Source organism: Ruegeria sp. HKCCA5763, assembly GCF_013034545.1.
Taxonomy (GTDB): Bacteria; Pseudomonadota; Alphaproteobacteria; order Rhodobacterales; family Rhodobacteraceae; genus Ruegeria.
In genome coordinates, this window is the sequence record NZ_WQGF01000015.1 from 65,667 (window position 1) to 81,307 (window position 15,641).

The following is a 15,641-nucleotide window of genomic DNA, read 5'->3' on the forward strand; positions in this document are numbered from 1 at the left end:
GTGATCAAACGTGAATTAGGAAGATCCCCGCTGAGGCCCCGCCTTGCGGGGGTTTTTTGTTTTGGGATTACGGTGTTCCTCTGGCCAAGAAGGCCTGGTTGCCAATGTGGCTGGCACGTTCACTGACTTCCGAAGGGCAACGCATTCAAGATCGAGCATCTGTTGCACGATGAACGCCTGAGCGAAATTTCTGTAAACCCTGACGGATCTGTCTGGGTCGAAGAAATGGGCACAACCCACATGAGCAAGACAGACATCACACTGAACAGAGACGATGTAGAGAATATCGGGCGTTGTGTGGCCGGTTTCAGCGACGTGACATTCGGAGAAAAGAAACCCATTGCGACGGCCAATGTGCCAACACAGCAGGGCAAAGCGCGGGTGCAGGTCGTGATTCCGCCAGCAACAACCGGCGTGGGGTCCGTGGCGATCCGCCTGCTCCGCGTGAAAACTGTCGATCTAGGCGCGTTCAGCTTCGCCAGCAAAGAGGCCGCATTGGCGGAAAGCAAAGATCACAGTGCGCTCGAAACTGCCCGTGCTGCCCTTGCAGCCGGCACGATGAGCTTTGACGAGCTGGCAGACCTCTCGATGCAAAGTAAGTGGAACGTGATTATTGCCGGGGGCACCTCGTCTGGCAAAACCACTGTTCTCAATGCCATGCTGAAGCGCGTCGATCCGGGCGAACGGATCGTGACGATTGAAGAAGTGGCCGAGTTGGACATCGAGCAACCAAACTCTGTTGATCTGCTTGCCGACCGTTCTGAAGAAGATGGCCCTCGATCACCAACAAAGCTGCTGGAATCGGCGCTGCGGTTACGGCCTGACCGCCTCGTATGCGGTGAAATTCGGGGCGACGACGCGAATATGTTCCTGGAACTGGTGAACACCGGCCACGATGGTTCTGTCTGCACCATGCACGCCAACTCGGCCCTCGATGCCATCGGGCGGATGAGCAAAATGGTGCGACGCGGATCTCCGACCGTCCAAAAGTCAGAGGTGGTCGACGACATCCGGGCCACCATTCACATGATCGTTCACATGAAGAAAATCGGGGACGAACGGAAGGTCAACGGCGTGATTTTCCCGCCCCTGATGACCGCTGAACAACTTATCTGAAGGAGTACAAAGATGAAGAAATTCGAGTACCGAGACGTGCCCTTTTCGGAACGCGACAATGCCAGCGAGAAATTCGCAAATCTGGGCAAGGAAGGTTGGGAAATGGTTGGTGTCGCACGTGCTGAATTTGGCATCGTTTGCTTCTTCAAACGCGAGCTGACCGATGGCTGAGTTTCAGGATCTACCGAAAGGCAAGAAGGTAGCGATAGCCGGTACTATGGGCTTTATCGCGACCTCGGCTTGCGCGGTGTTGGTGGTCGGGCTGGCTCTCGAATACATCAACACTAGGGGCTTTCGCGGGTTGGACATCTGGGCGATCCCAGAGAATTTCATGGCACAGCCTGCAGAAACGCAGCAGATAATGGGTCTGGTGGCGGTGGCCGCGGTGGGGGTTTTGACCTTTGCATTCGTGGCGGCTGCGCTGCGTGGTCCCTCAACGAAATACGGTGATGCGACCTTTGCAAAGGCCCCTCAGCTCGTCCAGGAGGGCTATGCGTCGGTTCTGAAGCTCAAAGACAAACTGGATAGTGAAATCGTGTTTGCCAAATTTGGTGAGCCAAAGGACAAAAACGCAATCTACTATAAGCCCGGCCCCGGCGTTCAGAAGCCACACGCGATGTTCATTGCCCCGTCTGGTTCGGGCAAAACCAGCGGCTTTGTGATCCCGAATGTCCTGCGTTTCAATGGGTCTTGCGTCGTCCTGGACATCAAAGGCGAGATTTTCCAGACCACGGGTGCGCGTCGGGCAGCAATGGGCGATGAGGTTTTTGTGTTCGATCCCGAAAACCCCGACAAAAGCCATAGCTATAACCCTCTGCGCCGCGCAGCTCGTGCCGACAATCTGGACCGGCGATGGGAAGAAGTGATTCAGGTTGCAACCCAGATGTTCGACACGCCCAGCTCATCCGCGCAAGGCTTTATGGGTGGCGTCGAAGGCATGTTCTGCGCAATGGCGATGTTGGCAATCAAACGAAAACGGCCATACATTTCCGAAGTCCTGCGCCTGGTCAAAACGACCAAGCAAAAGGACTATGAGAAAATGGCTGAAGAAGTTGGATATGCGCGCGCTGCAGATGAGTTCCTGAATCTTGCAGCCGAAGAATCCAAAATCTTGCGATCAACGATTTCGGTTATGAACAACTCCGGCCTGCAGCTCTGGCGCAACCCCTCTGTGGCAAGAGCCACGCAGGGCAATGACATCAACTTCGAAGATCTGCGTCGGCGCCCCAGCTCGATCTACTTTTCTGTGCCAGGGAAGAAGGTCAAAGAGTTCCGGACACTCATTCGCCTGTTCTTCCTCGATCTGGTGAACACCATCGAAACCGTTGAGCCGGGTGAAGATGAGCCGTTCAAGGTTTTGATGCTGCTCGATGAGTTTCAGCGCCTCGGCCATCTTGAGCGCGTCGTTGAAGCGTATGACACCATGCGATCGTTCGGTGGCCGGATCATCGTAATTTCGCAAACGCTGTCGCGCCTGCAGGACATCTATGGGCATGAAGGTGTGCGGGCGATGCTGGCAAACGCCGGGACGCAAATGTTCGCTGCGTCTGAGGATTCAGAGGTACGCGAGCACGTGTCCAGGTCCATCGGTGATAAAACAGCTATGAGCAAGTCGAAGTCTCGGGCGCTCGGCAAAATGGAAATGGGCAGCATATCGGAACGCGAGGAAGGCATTCGCCTGCTCCGGCCGGAACACGTTGGCCGATTGCCTGAAAATGAGGTTGTGCTGATCCGCGACGGCAAAATGCCGGTAATTGCAAACAAGATCCGATACTTCGAAGATCCTTATTTCATGCAGTTCCTTGGGGGTGAAGCTCCGAGGATCAAAGGGACATATCGGGATCTCGCTGACGAACAGGCAAAGGACACGGCAAAGGCGCTGGCTGAAGCGAAACCGGCCCCTGCCCCGGCGAGAGAGGTTTCAGAAAAAGACCAGGCAGTCAAAGCCGCGTTTGGTTCACATCGGGATGAGGCAAAATCCAAGGCGATGTCGGCGAAGCAGCTGGCGATGGGGAAACTGGCGCAATAAACTGACTACTTCCTTGTGTTTCGGAAGTAGAGAAAACTGGGCATGTCAGCTTCACGGCTTTGACCAGCCGTTTGCACGCGATGCGGCGAAATAGCGTTTCGAGCCCAAACTTGCCGTTGGAGGATAGGTTGCGAACGTCTGCTTTATCCTCTCTTTCACTGAGCTCGAGCTACGATTGTGGTTTTAAGCGCCGGGTTTCGAAAGGAAGCTACGCTACATCCGGCTTTCAACGCGAACCTGTCTGGCTAAAACTGTGACAAGCTTCTCGAAAACGAAGTTTTCAACTTTGCCAGAGAAGCCATCCAATCATCATTAGCCTGTAATTCTACATCGAATTGACGGGCCGGTTAATCAGCGGAGGCCGGCTCTCAGAATACTAAGTGCTAGACAGAAGTTTCGGTTTTTTTCTGTCTCATAAATTGAATCTCAACCTCAGCCCGAACACCAGAGGATCATCATCGGAGAAGCCGGGATTGTTCAAATATTGGACATCTGCCGTGAGCGCGAGGTTGTCGGAGATATCCAGCCGGTAAAACGCTTCGACGGTGGTTTGCGTGTCAAGGCTTTGATCGGTTGGGTCGGCGACCGTCACGCCAAACCCGAACAAGTCGTCATAGAACCCGGGGCGCCACATGACCCCGGCGTTGACCGCACGTCTGGCAATCGGGGCATCGCCGTCGGACCAGCCAAGGCGGCCGAACAGCATAACGCTTTCGTCAAGGGTCACATTGCCCGACAGCATCGCTCCGTGACTGCTGGGCACGCCGGCGTCTTCTCTGTCATCCACATGGAATACACCGAGGTGAACATTGGTGAGGTATCGTTGGTCTCTTGCAGGCGTCCAGCCGATCTCTCCGTAGGTGAAGAACTCCGAACCGCCGGGAAACCAGTCTATATCCGTCAATGATCCATTGGCATCGCTGACCACGCCAAGTGCGTAGATCTGATCTGTAAAGTAACCACCGCCAGCAATGCCAAAGCCGGGATCGGGAATGGGAAGGACTGGACTGAACAGAATTGAAAAATTCGAAAAGGTCGTGCGGGGATTCACATAGCCAAGGATATCGGAATAGTCGCCGGGGTCGATGCGACCTGCAACGAAGCCTCCGTCGATGCCGGACAGCGCCTGCGACCAATAAGCAACCGACAGCGTTGAATCTGTGTCGCTGAAGGTCGTTGCCGTGACACCGAGATATCCGATTTCGCCCGCGAGACCGCCCGGCGCGATATCCGTTCCTAGCCGATGACGGTTTTCGAGGATGAAGACAAAGCTACCCGCATTTTCACTGCCACGATTAAAGAGTGCCCAGTTGCCAATGATCCGCGCCTGCCCGGATGCCGCCTCGTCGGTGCCACTCAGGCTGTCTGAAGACTTCTGGTACAGCGCTTGGAAGTCGAAGGACAAATTCAACCCAGTGCGTTTGGCAAAAGCCTCGCGCGACTGTTCGAAGGGATCGAAAAACCGATCCAGCCCCGGCAATCTGGAATTCTCGAGACGCCGGAGCCTGTCCTGCTCCAATTGCGCCTGAGCCGACGCTGGCCCCCCGAGCGATGCGGTGGCTGCCGCCTCCAGTTGCCGTACCGTGCTGTTCTCTTGGGCTGCCGCCCCGGATGCGATGGCCGCCACTCCTGCGCAAACGCTCATGGTCTGTTTCAACCGCGCCATTGCAACTGTTACATTGAGGTTTGAGCGCATGGTTTTGTTCCTGATACGACTGACACTACTTCAAATCATCCTGCGCCTTGATCTCGGGCACGCGGGACAACGCTTCGGCCATGTCCGCGCTGCTCATCAATTCGATCATCTGGTAGTCGTCCAGCAGTCCATCCCCAAGACGGCTGACGTAAAACGCCTGAATGAAGGTGGGATCGTCAGGTAGCAAAACAGTGATATAGTTTTTCCCGTTTCCGAGCCCCCAATAGTAACTGAGAAGCTCCCCGCCAAGCGCCTCAATTCCACCTTTGACGCTAGCTGCACGATCGCCTGGATTTGCAATCTGCATTTCCCACGCGGCACTGTTGGACGTGCCAATGAACAAAAACGTGCGCATGTTTTGGGTATCTTCTGCAGTTGCCAATGTGGCGTATCCCGCCATAAGAGCCCCTAGGATAAGATGTTTCATCGTACGTCCTTTCGATGAAGAGCCTGACGAGGTTATTGGTTCTCTGTTTGAGATTGACGGTTTTGCTTGAGCTTTTCGGCGAGACCTTCCGCCCAAGCCTTGGTGGCGGCTGATGGATCGGTAGTGCCCACTGACTGGCGGACGTCATTTTTACTGAACGTTTGAACGTCAGTAACATCCATTTCGAAGGTGGCACGCATTGAAACGAAACCGTCGACTACCAACATCCGCTCATCCGACGGCTGGATTTGCAACTGTCCCGTCACAACAATTGGTTCATACATCTCGGTCGACTTCCAGCCATTGGTCAGACGCAAGCGAACCATCTGGTTTGGCGGTGGTGGTGGTACGTGGCTGCACATTCCCCGCTCTGGAACCAGATAGCCCACAGGCGTGCCGTCCTCGGCGGCGGGTGCCGGAATGACAAATCCACCCAGCTTGATGATTTCCCCGTCTTTCGCCGGATTTCCGGCTTCTCCTGCCAGCTTTCTCCGATCCGCAACAACCCACCTTTGCGAAATAAGCCAATTGGCATCAATCCCCTCGGCTTTCAGCTCCGCCTCGACGTCGGCGAGCTGAGCTTCCAGTTGCGATCGGTCATCTTCCGCAGTGTCTCCGGATGTCAGGCTCTCCTGAGCATTCACAAAGGTGCGCAGTGCGACAAGCTGATCGAAGGTCAGATCACGGAAGGGATCCTCGAAGTTCTGAGCCGCCTCATCAACGAGATCGGGCCAGTCAGTTACCAAAGGTTCGGCAACTGCGGCCTGCCAACAGGCTGAGAAGACAAAGGAGGCGAGGACCGACCGGAAAGCCCTCATTGCTCCGGGCTCCCGGGTATCGTGGTTTCGAGCGCTGCCGGCCGATCAGGGAACTCCGAGTGTTCATCCTCTGGCGTTTCGATATCCGCATGCCACGAGAATGCCTTGTCGCCCAGATCGAGCTCGATTTCACCGTCTGTGATGCGCGCGTACCGGATCGGCTTTCCGGGCCGCAGATCGGTGTTTGCAACGCCGCCGTCGATGATGATCTGACCGCTCACCAGAACGTAGGGAATCCCCTTGGTGAATGATCCGTTCATGCCCTTTTTCATCGATGATGTCTCAGTGATCGTCTCGGGGTTGAAAATTGTGATATCTGCGATCATGCCTTCCTGCATCCGGCCGCGCTCTTGCATCGCCTGAAGACCGACGCGGGAGAAGTACTTGGCGGGGATGTAAGAGGCGTTGTTGACGATCTCCATGAGCGGGATACCCTGCTCGCGGGCTTCGCGGAACACGATGCCATAAGTGCCGGCATTGCGCGGGTGGCCGCCGTACTCTCTGAAATCGGCCTCAACTGGCAGCGGTTCGCCATCGACGAGATAGCCGACGATATCATTGGCGATCGCAATGTCCTTCATGTGGATCCAGCGCTTCAGATCGGCTTCCGGGCGCACAGTGATGAAGATTGGCTTGGACGGGTCCTCTGCCTGTTGACGGAAGAATTCTTCGTCCGTTTCATAGAGCTCCCCGGTGGAGGTATCGAAGATATCCCGCGTCGGAACGATATTGTTCGACTCGATCTTGTCGGGCAGCAGTTGTGGGGTTGCGATGTTGGGATTTCCGGTGATCGCCGGATAGTACTCGGCGAAGATGTCCATGTCGCGCTGCTGCAGGCGGCGGGCGAGTTCGTAAATCTCTTCCCAGCCCTGATTCTGAATGTGCGACAGGATCAGCGCGCCATCCAGGGCCACGGCATTTGCGATCACCTCGTTTGCACCCAGCGAGTAGTAGAGCGGCAGGCTCTCGGTCGGCCCGAACCGTGTATGTGCGCCAAAGTACCGGTCATATTCCTTGGCAAGCTTCTGGAGTGCGAAGATCTCTTTCGGGAAGGTGTTGTACCCCATGTAGCCGACCGTCGTATTAACGGTGATCGCGCCGGCGCGCAGACCCTTGACGTACATGGTCATGACTTCTTCGAGTTGTTCCTTGGACGGGACATCGAGGGCCCAACTGGCATGGCCGTCTTCTTCCTCGGCCGCCCCGCGCGATTTGAGGATGTATGTCGGATCGGATGCCAGTTCGACCGGTACGCCGTCCATAACCACACGCCGGATCTCTTCATGTCCCATCCCGGTGCCGTAATTGAGAAAGGAGTTGCCCTCATACTTGTCATAGAACAGGTCGGCATCGGCCACACCGCTTTCCGTGTCGAGGATCGTGGTGGTCCCGTCGTGGGCCATCATCTTCTGATCAAACCCCCCGAAGGAGTGCGAGTGGGTATTGATGAAGCCGGGCGCGACCACGTGGCCTGCAACGTCGATCTCGTGTTCACCCGAAATTGCATCTTCGGTAATCGACGTGATCCTATCGCCCTTGATGCAGACGTTACGAACGGCGTCGAAATTGTTTTCCGGGTCCATGAGCCGCCCGTTGAGCAGTGCAACATCGCAATCTGCGGCAAACGCCGGGGTTGCGAAACCTGAGAGTGCGACCAGAATGGCTATCGCGGATGTTTTCATTTCTAAGACTCCAAAAGTTGTTGGCGGACAGAGACCGATGACCCCGCCGTAATGGAGAGGTCAGTTCAGCGTGTTCTTGTAGATCACGCCGTCCTTCATGATCATTCGAATGCTTGGGACATCCTGTCCGCGCGGCGGCGCATCAAACCATGTATCCACCGCGCCGATGGCCGAGATGTCTTCAAGTGGGTTCCCGTCTACGATCAGAATGTCGGCGTAGGCGCCTTCTTCGATCACACCAAGCTTGCCTTCAGGGTAAGGGTTTCCTCGTCCGGTCAGAGCCGCCAATTCGCCACCATTCGAGGTCATCATCTGCAATGCCCAGAGGTTGCCAAACTCACGCGCGACAAACGCCTTCGTAAAATCCATTGACTGGCGATAAGGGACACCCGTGAGAAGCACGTAATCGGAATCGAACACCATCTTCGGCTTGTATTTTTTCACAAGATCCATGAGCTGCTTGCTGTTTTCCCGCAACCACAGAAACTTCGCCGTCGGCGGGAAAGTCGGGTCCTGATGCATCGGGTGTTCCAGAGCTTCGGGCGCAAGCGCAGTCAGGTTGGGCGAAAAGAACGCCTCTTTTTCGACCAGCTTCTGCATCGTCGGTTCGGTAATAGTCAGGCCGTGGTCTACCACTTTGACACCAAGATCGAGAGCACGGGACAGGTCGCTGTCCATAAATACGTGCATAGCGACGTATGAGTCCATATCGCCTGCAACCTCTACTGCAGCAGAAATCTCTTCGTTTGTGAAAGCAGACTGATAGATCGGGTCCTTGATCGATGTCACGCCACCGCTGACCATGATCTTTAGATAGTTTGCCCCTAAAGCAAAATTCCTCCTCGCACCCTGAAGCACCTCGGCGGGCCCGTCCACCAATCTGGTTATCTCCAGTCGCTCAAGATTGCTCTCGTTCTTGCGCTGACCAGCGATACCCCAGTCGCCGTGTCCGCCCGTTTGGCTAAGGCATGCGCCGGAGGAATAAATTCTTGGGCCGGGAAGTGATCCTTCATCAATAACCGCTCTAAGCCCACCATGAGCGCCGCACATATCGCGAACCGTTGTAAAGCCCATCGCCAACATTTCCTGCGCGAATGCGGCAGCACGTGCGCCAATCTCTTCCCATGTGGTGTCCTGAAGCCCCGGGATAGTCCCGTTCTTGTACATGTTCACATGCACATGGCTGTCGATAAGCCCGGGCATGAGCGTACGACCGTCTCCGTCAATGACGGTCACATCCACTTCTTTGGTCTCGATGCCGCGTTCCGTTTGAACGGTGAAGGAGTAGCCGTCGATGCCGCCGACTGGATCAGGCAACCGCTTGGATCCCCCGGTGCGCACATCGACTTCCCACTTCCCGCCCTCAGGAATGTCAGCGTCAATCTTGTGAATCTTGTTGCCTACGACGAGAACGTCGACGTCCTTGAGCCCGTCACTCACTCCATCAAAAACCATCACATTCTTAAAGAGTGTAACAGGGGGGATGTCACCTGCGGCCTCCTGTGCAAAAGCCGCGCTTGTTGTGAGAGCGACTGCGCTCGCCATCATTGTAGATTTGCCGAGGTATTTCATAGGCTTCCTTTCCCTTCCGCTATCGGGGTACGCGGGGTGCCGAGGTTAATTCACCCCGCGCGACACTCAATCGAGTGTATTCTTGTAGATCACGCCGTCTTTCATGATGATTTTCAGATTGGCGTCCGGCTCGGCCAACAGAAGGATGTCCTCCAGCGGGTTGCCATCGACGAGTAGAAGATCTGCATAGGCACCTTCCTCGACCACGCCGAGGGGGCCGTCTTGATACGGGTTGTTCAAGCCGGTCAGTTGGTTCATGCGGGCGCCGTTCGACGTAGCGATGCGCAGAATGTCATATGCGCTGAAACCCGCTTCGTGCAGATACCCGATTTCGTCGTTCATCTTCTTGTCTTGCTCAAGCGTCTGATCCCAGTTGTTCACAAGGTCTGTGCCCAGTGTGTAGAGATCGATCATGCCCGGCGTCGTCTGGATCACTTCGATCATATTGGCCGCAGCATCCCGCACACTTTTCCATTTCACGAAGGACGCTGGCGTGTAAAAGGCTTCCGCTTGTTCGGTGGTCACCGAGTAGACCGGGGCCACCGCCGTCGCGAACATGATCTGCTTTTCGACCATGATCTCGGCAGCCTCCTTGGTTAGGAACGGGATGTGTTCAATCGTCTTGGCGCCATTGTCGATGCAGTTGCGGATCGCCTGTTCGGTGAACACATGGCAGGTGACATAGGTGCCCCACTGCGCGGCCGTTTTGACCGCCATCTGAATCTCGTCAGCCTGATACTGAAGTGAGTGCAGCGGATCGAACTCTGACGTAACCCCGCCGCTGACCATGATCTTGATCTGGGTTGCCCCGCGACGCAGGTTTTCACGCACCGCCATTCGGATTTGCTCAGGTCCGTCGGCGATAAAGCTCATGTCCGTCTCGACCCAATGCGAAGGACCCTGTCCGGAGAGTGTCGGATGCCGGTCGTTCAGTTTGCGGAAATCGGCATGACCGGATGTCTGAGTGATAAACGCTTCCGAGGAATAGATACGCGGGCCGGGAAACATTCCGGTGTCAATGATGCGGGCGATGGATTTGGCCGGACCACCAAGGTCGCGCACGGTTGTGAATCCGTTCATCAGGATGCGTTCGGACCGGATCGTGGCGACGCCGCCAAGGTGAAAGGGAGTGATGTTCTGGCGTAACCCGTCGCTGAGCGGATTGAATACCGTAAGATGCACGTGCTGGTCATGCATCCCCGGCATCAGCGTGCGCCCGCCGCCGTCGATGATCTGGGCGTTGGCGACGGCCAGAGGTTCGGTCGAGACATCGGCGATCAAGTTGTCGACCACCAGCACATTGGCATTCTCGATCCGCTCTTCGTTCACCCCGTCAAAGACATGCACATTGGTGAAGAGGATCGGAAAGCTCTCCTCTTGAGCAAATGAATATGTTGCGACCGCTGAAAGAACAGTGGCGACTATAAATCTTTTGAACATTTTGGAGTTTCCTTCTTGGCAATGCACTGCTCTGCACGATTGTATCTTTGCGTGTGGCGCTCAGACTGTCATTAGCAATATGGTTGAATTGTCCAAAAAAATGCTCGAAAATGCGAATAAAAAATTAAATCGCGATAGTTCAGGTCGGCAAATGAAACTCCCAACTGTTGAATGCTCGATGGCGCAACCTTTTGTGTCCCTTGCCCTCAGCCATGGCCTTGAAGTTGAAAAATTTCTTGAGCCATCCGGCCTCTGTCTGAAGGACGTGCAGCGCGGCGAAGCGTTCATGGCAGGGCAGCATTGGTACGATCTGATCGACAATCTCGCGAAGGCATTGAGTAACCCGCATTTAGGGTTTGACGTCGGTGCTAATGCGGCTCTCAATACATTGCCCAACCTGTCGATCCTTGAAACTCAAAGCGCGACGCTCGGTGATCTTTTAATATCGCTTGTTGTGGACGTCGGCAGGATTTCGTCCATGGCGAACTACAATCTCGAGACCAACGGTCATGTCGCTAGGTTGGTTGCAAAACGCACATTCAAGCCATCTTCTCCACCTGGCCAAGTCGACGGCTATTATCTGGGATTTATGGTTCGACTAGTTCGATCCGTCTGCGATCCCGACTGGGACTCCAAGAAACTACAATTCTGGGTTTGCAAACCTGATTGTATCCCTGATTGGCAGAAAAAGGAAATTTCGGTACGCAGGACCAACCGCATGGGGGCGCACATCGAGTTTCCAGCAAACTGGTTGTTGCTTCGGTCCGGAGGTGGGCAAAGCCAGAATCTCCCGGAGAACTTCACAGGCGCCGACGACTTTCTTCAGCAAACCCGCGATTTGCTTGAACTGCATCTCGACAAGCAACCTGCCACCCTGAACTGGTTTGCAGAGTTGTATTCGCAAAGCCCCGACCGTTTGAAACGCACCTTCCGAGCCAATGGTACAAGCTTCAAAGCAGAACTGGAAAAATGTCGGGCGAAGCGAGCGAAGACTTTGCTTGTAAACAGCCAACTTTCGATAAAAGAAATTGGTGAAAGTGTTGGGCTTCTGGACCAACCCAGTTTTCACAGGAGTTTCAAGCGATGGACCGGGATGACTCCGAATGAATTCAAAAAACGCAATCAGATATGCAACTCCGACTGATCGTTAAGCTAAAGATTACCGCTCCAAGATTCAGAAGCGACGACGCAAGTCCCAACTTACTGCAGGCGTTGGCTCGCTTCGGATATCCGGCGTTTTTCCGTGGGACTTCAACGCCGCGAAAAGCGTAAAGACTAGGCCATACCGACTCAACAGGCTTCTCACGGGCGTTTCGGATATGGGCTGATAAGGCCCCCGCAGCTTTCAAACGATCCAACAAATACGCTTACCCCGCGAACGAAGCCCACTTCTGGAAAGCGGTCATTGACCAAATGGTGGCTTTGTCCCGCTTCTTGCCTATTCAAACGTGGTGCAGCGAAAGCCCGGAATGTCCAACGATAAGAGTCCGTCCCAATCGGAACAGACCCCACATTACTCCAACCCGGTGGTCTCGCTGTTCCCGGCAACACATTCACCAGCGCGAACAATAATCTATAATGTCTTCCGTCGTTAAAGGCTGTGACCATCATCTTCATGAACGTGGGTGGCCTGTTCGCGGGTATGGGCAATCTCCTGCACCACAGCGGCAATCTTGCTGGATGAAACTTGGTGCAGCTCACCGACAACGGCCTCGGCGCGCTCGTAGCTGTCCGGAACGCCTTGGCTGTTGAAGTGGGCAGCAGCGGTGGAAATATCCGCGTCTTTCCAAGTCGCCGTGGTGCCGACTGAAACGCTGTCATGATCGTTGTAGCGGGCCAGGAACTTGTTTCCGTCGAGACCGAAGCTGTTGGCGGTAGCAACAATGTCGTCACGCACTGCTAGCCATTTTTCGGCCTCGGACGGGTCCAGGTTGTCCAGCTCGGCTGCATTCATGGAAGTGGAGTAACTGTCGTCCGCAATAGTGTACGCCTGCAGGTCGGTGTCGTATGGGCGTAGCTCGGCAACATCGCCCTTCAGCTCTCCGATCTGCACGTCCATAGCGGCGCGCAAGTGCGGATCTTCGACCTCTCGTGCAAGAGCCTCCATGTTCTCGATGGAGTTCACAATGTCCTTGGTCTGCTGTTCGTAATTCTCGAAACCGGCCTGCCCCAGAGCAGATTGCATATACTGAACATAGCGATCACCGGGCGACTGGTAATCGTCGGAATCCTGAAAACCTTTGTCGCCGGACAGATCCGCAAGGGACGAATAGTAGGGATGATACAGGTCGTATTCCTGAGCATCGGTCATGTGCTGAGAAACCAAAGCCTGCATATCGTTCAGATCAACCGGCTCCCCCGACCGCTCCGCAGCCTCCAATTCGATTTTCAGTTCTCCGACCAGATCTTGTTGCGCGGAATGTTCGTCAACACGGCGGTTGGCCTGGTCCTCGATGTCGAAGCTCTTTGAAGCGATGGCGGCACGATCATAGCCCATCGCCTGCTGCTCTTTTATGATGATGTCGATCTGCTCTGAAACGCGATCCTCGCGCGGGGCGGATTGATCGAATTGGGAATAGGGTGCGAAGTGTTCGACTTCGTTCAAAAGATAGTCTGTACGCGAAACCATAGTTTTTCCTTTGCGAGTTGATGGAAAACTCTGTGATGGATCTGCCTGGGGCGTTGGCGCGCTCATCAGGCAGACCGGGCTATGTCCTTACAAGCTGTGTCCGTCATCGTCGCCGCGCCCTTGCAAGAGCGGGTGCGTGGCATGGGCGTGAACATCCGAGAGTTCTTCTGAGATTGCGATGATCCTGGAAGAAGCAAGCTGGTGCAGCTCGTCAACAACGGCCTCAGCGCGGTCGTGGCTGTCCGACAATCCCTGAGCCTGGAAGTGGGCCGCTGCGGTCGAAATGTCGTCGCTGCGCCATGTCATTGTTGTGCCCAAAGTGACGTTCTGATGGTCGCCAAAGCGGGCAACAAACGCCTCGCCATCGAGGCCGTAGCTGCTGGCCGTGTCGGTGACTTCCTTGCGGATCGCGGCCCACTTGTCGGCCTCTGGATAATCCAAGACATCCATTTCGGCGGTGCCCATTCCCATCATCGTTGAATAGCGGCGGTCCTCGATGATGAAGGCTTGAAGGTCCGGATCGTTGGCGCGCAGATCCGCAACGTCGCCCTTCAGCTCGCCAATTTGAATGTCCATAGCGACACGCAGATGAGGGTCATCAACCTCTCGGGCAAGCCCTTCCATCTTGTCGATTGATTGCAGCAAATCTTTCGTCTGAGCCTGGAAGTCTTCATAGACCCCCTCGCCCAAGGTGTCCTGCATATAGACCTCGTAGCGGCGTGATGCCGGGGCGTAGTCTTCGGACGCCTGGAACGCCTTGTCATCGACAATATCAGCAAGGGCAGACAGATACGGATGGCTCTGTTCGTTGTCCCGAACGTCGCTGATATGGGCAACAACCTGAGCCTTCAGCTCGGGCGTAATTGTTTCCTCAGAACCGCCTAATTCGATGTGTCGCCGCAAGTTGCTCATGACTTCGGGCGACACATAAGACGGGTCTTCCGGCTCGCCATAGTCATCAAAATGATGGGCCTGATCCAGTAGATGTTCCATTCTCGATACCATAGGTTCCTCTCCTTCAACGAGCATGATGGCGTACTCTTCGATCCGGTCTTTGACGGCGTTGGCGCGCTCATCAAACAGATCCGACATTCTTGCGATGGATAGGGTCATCACATCACCGGCCATGTCGCGGGCCGTTGCTTCGACTTCCGGGGTGCTTTCAACAACCGACATTCCGGCCTGAACTTTCCACGTGTCGGTCTCGACTTCCTGCCGCAAACCGCGCTCAAGGCGGGTCGTTGCGGTCAGCTCAATTCCGTATTCCTCAGCAACCTCGACCTGGATAGAGCGCTGAACGTCGATGTTCATTTCGCTGCTCATACCCATAGCCAACCACTGCCCATGTTCGACTCCTCGATTGTTCACAACGATGTGGACATGGGGGTTGTCAGTGTCGTTGTGGAACACCGTCAGGGGTGTTGTCACGTTAACCGTCGTTCGGTTGCTCATGCTTGGATTTGGACATAGGTGACATCGATGAATTCATCGTCGATCAGCTACAAGCACCACCGATTTCCTCCTCAGATCATCGCTCACGCGGTGTGGCTTTATGTTCGCTTCAATTTGAGCCTACGGGAAGTTGAAGAGATGCTTCTACAACGTGGGATCGATGTTTCTTACGAGACCGTCCGCCGTTGGGTCTTCAAATTCGGGCCGGCGATAGCTCAAAACTTGCGGCAGAGACAGGGCTGCCCAGGTGATGTCTGGCATCTGGATGAAGTTGCCGTGAGAATCTCAGGTCGCAAGTATTGGCTTTGGCGCGCGGTCGATCAACATGGCATCGTGCTGGACGAAATACTCCAACCGAAACGGGACAAACGGGCTGCAAAACGGCTGTTACGCCGCCTGGTAAAGCGTTTTGGTATTCTTCCCAAGCGGATCATCACGGACAAACTGCGCTCATATGGCGCCGCCAAGCGAGAAGTCGCGCCGGGGTTGGATCATTGGTCACACAAGGGTTTGAACAATCGAGCCGAAAACAGCCACCTGCCATTCCGTAAGCGGGAACGAACGATGCAGGGGTTTCGGTCCCCAGGAGGTTTGCAGAGGTTCGTGACAACCCATTCAGCCGTTCGGAATTGCTTCTGTGCCCCCGCACGCCGTCGCTCAGCCTTAACAATTCGATATCACCGCCTCGAAGCATTTGACGCCTGGAATGCCGCCACTCGAGCTGCTTGAAGTCCGGGCATCAGCATTCCTTGGTGGGTCGGAAGTTAACGTGACAACACC

The 15,641-nt window shown here is 55.1% G+C and carries 13 protein-coding genes; 5 read left to right on the plus strand and 8 right to left on the minus strand.

The genetic code is table 11. The features are described from left to right. Positions 1 to 162: 162 nt before the first annotated feature. Genes GOV89_RS20230 through GOV89_RS20240 form a run of 3 tightly spaced genes read left to right on the plus strand, consistent with a single transcriptional unit; the run spans position 163 to position 3,145 of the window. Positions 163 to 1,116 (plus strand): ATPase, T2SS/T4P/T4SS family, encoded by a 954-nt coding sequence (locus tag GOV89_RS20230; protein WP_171238911.1) that lies wholly within the window; start codon positions 163 to 165, stop codon positions 1,114 to 1,116. 12 nt (positions 1,117 to 1,128) lie between these two features. Then, positions 1,129 to 1,287, plus strand: a complete 159-nt coding sequence (locus GOV89_RS20235) for a hypothetical protein (RefSeq protein ID WP_171238912.1) — start codon at positions 1,129 to 1,131, stop codon at positions 1,285 to 1,287. Next, entirely contained in the window at positions 1,280 to 3,145 is a 1,866-nt protein-coding gene (locus GOV89_RS20240) for a type IV secretory system conjugative DNA transfer family protein (protein ID WP_171238913.1), read from the plus strand. The genes GOV89_RS20235 and GOV89_RS20240 overlap by 8 nt, the downstream gene beginning before the upstream one ends. A gap of 412 nt (positions 3,146 to 3,557) precedes the next feature. On the opposite strand, the gene GOV89_RS23130 is transcribed toward GOV89_RS20240, so the two are convergent. The 6 genes from GOV89_RS23130 to GOV89_RS20270 form a co-directional block, all read right to left on the minus strand. Continuing rightward, positions 3,558 to 4,772 carry a carbohydrate porin gene (locus GOV89_RS23130; protein WP_170554979.1) on the minus strand — a complete coding sequence of 405 codons (1,215 nt, stop codon included), beginning with the start codon at positions 4,770 to 4,772 and terminating at the stop codon, positions 3,558 to 3,560. A gap of 94 nt (positions 4,773 to 4,866) precedes the next feature. Then, positions 4,867 to 5,268, minus strand: coding sequence for a hypothetical protein (locus GOV89_RS20250; RefSeq protein WP_170482510.1), 402 nt, complete (start codon positions 5,266 to 5,268; stop codon positions 4,867 to 4,869). 32 nt (positions 5,269 to 5,300) lie between these two features. Then, entirely contained in the window at positions 5,301 to 6,086 is a 786-nt protein-coding gene (locus GOV89_RS20255; protein ID WP_170482507.1) for a DUF3299 domain-containing protein, read from the minus strand. Then, positions 6,083 to 7,768, minus strand: a complete 1,686-nt coding sequence (locus GOV89_RS20260; RefSeq protein WP_171238914.1) for a hypothetical protein — start codon at positions 7,766 to 7,768, stop codon at positions 6,083 to 6,085. Before GOV89_RS20260 ends, GOV89_RS20255 begins: the two co-directional genes overlap by 4 nt. Before the next feature lie 60 nt (positions 7,769 to 7,828). Beyond that, positions 7,829 to 9,340, minus strand: a complete 1,512-nt coding sequence (locus tag GOV89_RS20265) for an amidohydrolase family protein (protein ID WP_170542485.1) — start codon at positions 9,338 to 9,340, stop codon at positions 7,829 to 7,831. Between the two features lie 66 nt (positions 9,341 to 9,406). Further along, on the minus strand, positions 9,407 to 10,780 hold the full coding sequence (locus tag GOV89_RS20270) for an amidohydrolase family protein (protein ID WP_171238915.1): 1,374 nt from the start codon (positions 10,778 to 10,780) through the stop codon (positions 9,407 to 9,409). 79 nt (positions 10,781 to 10,859) lie between these two features. Here GOV89_RS20270 and GOV89_RS20275 point away from each other — a divergent pair, with 79 nt between their 5' ends. Continuing rightward, on the plus strand, positions 10,860 to 11,924 hold the full coding sequence (locus GOV89_RS20275; RefSeq protein WP_170542489.1) for an AraC family transcriptional regulator: 1,065 nt from the start codon (positions 10,860 to 10,862) through the stop codon (positions 11,922 to 11,924). A gap of 447 nt (positions 11,925 to 12,371) precedes the next feature. On the opposite strand, the gene GOV89_RS20280 is transcribed toward GOV89_RS20275, so the two are convergent. Both GOV89_RS20280 and GOV89_RS20285 read right to left on the minus strand, forming a co-directional pair. Beyond that, positions 12,372 to 13,409 (minus strand): hypothetical protein, encoded by a 1,038-nt coding sequence (locus GOV89_RS20280; RefSeq protein WP_171238916.1) that lies wholly within the window; start codon positions 13,407 to 13,409, stop codon positions 12,372 to 12,374. Positions 13,410 to 13,496: 87 nt separating this feature from the next. After that, positions 13,497 to 14,837 (minus strand): relaxase/mobilization nuclease domain-containing protein, encoded by a 1,341-nt coding sequence (locus GOV89_RS20285; protein WP_171238917.1) that lies wholly within the window; start codon positions 14,835 to 14,837, stop codon positions 13,497 to 13,499. A gap of 51 nt (positions 14,838 to 14,888) precedes the next feature. Here GOV89_RS20285 and GOV89_RS20290 point away from each other — a divergent pair, with 51 nt between their 5' ends. Beyond that, positions 14,889 to 15,590 carry an IS6 family transposase gene (locus tag GOV89_RS20290; RefSeq protein ID WP_170389003.1) on the plus strand — a complete coding sequence of 234 codons (702 nt, stop codon included), beginning with the start codon at positions 14,889 to 14,891 and terminating at the stop codon, positions 15,588 to 15,590. Positions 15,591 to 15,641 lie beyond the last annotated feature (51 nt).

What these genes read in the sequence shown, in the direction of transcription:
- GOV89_RS20270 (WP_171238915.1), bottom strand. Translation starts at nt 10,780, where the DNA reads ATGTTCAAAAGATTTATAGTCGCCACTGTTCTTTCAGCGGTCGCAACA.
- GOV89_RS20240 (WP_171238913.1), top strand. Translation starts at nt 1,280, where the DNA reads ATGGCTGAGTTTCAGGATCTACCGAAAGGCAAGAAGGTAGCGATAGCC.
- GOV89_RS20280 (WP_171238916.1), bottom strand. Translation starts at nt 13,409, where the DNA reads ATGGTTTCGCGTACAGACTATCTTTTGAACGAAGTCGAACACTTCGCA.
- GOV89_RS20235 (WP_171238912.1), top strand. Translation starts at nt 1,129, where the DNA reads ATGAAGAAATTCGAGTACCGAGACGTGCCCTTTTCGGAACGCGACAAT.
- GOV89_RS20290 (WP_170389003.1), top strand. Translation starts at nt 14,889, where the DNA reads ATGAATTCATCGTCGATCAGCTACAAGCACCACCGATTTCCTCCTCAG.
- GOV89_RS20255 (WP_170482507.1), bottom strand. Translation starts at nt 6,086, where the DNA reads ATGAGGGCTTTCCGGTCGGTCCTCGCCTCCTTTGTCTTCTCAGCCTGT.
- GOV89_RS20265 (WP_170542485.1), bottom strand. Translation starts at nt 9,340, where the DNA reads ATGAAATACCTCGGCAAATCTACAATGATGGCGAGCGCAGTCGCTCTC.
- GOV89_RS20275 (WP_170542489.1), top strand. Translation starts at nt 10,860, where the DNA reads ATGGTTGAATTGTCCAAAAAAATGCTCGAAAATGCGAATAAAAAATTA.
- GOV89_RS20250 (WP_170482510.1), bottom strand. Translation starts at nt 5,268, where the DNA reads ATGAAACATCTTATCCTAGGGGCTCTTATGGCGGGATACGCCACATTG.
- GOV89_RS20260 (WP_171238914.1), bottom strand. Translation starts at nt 7,768, where the DNA reads ATGAAAACATCCGCGATAGCCATTCTGGTCGCACTCTCAGGTTTCGCA.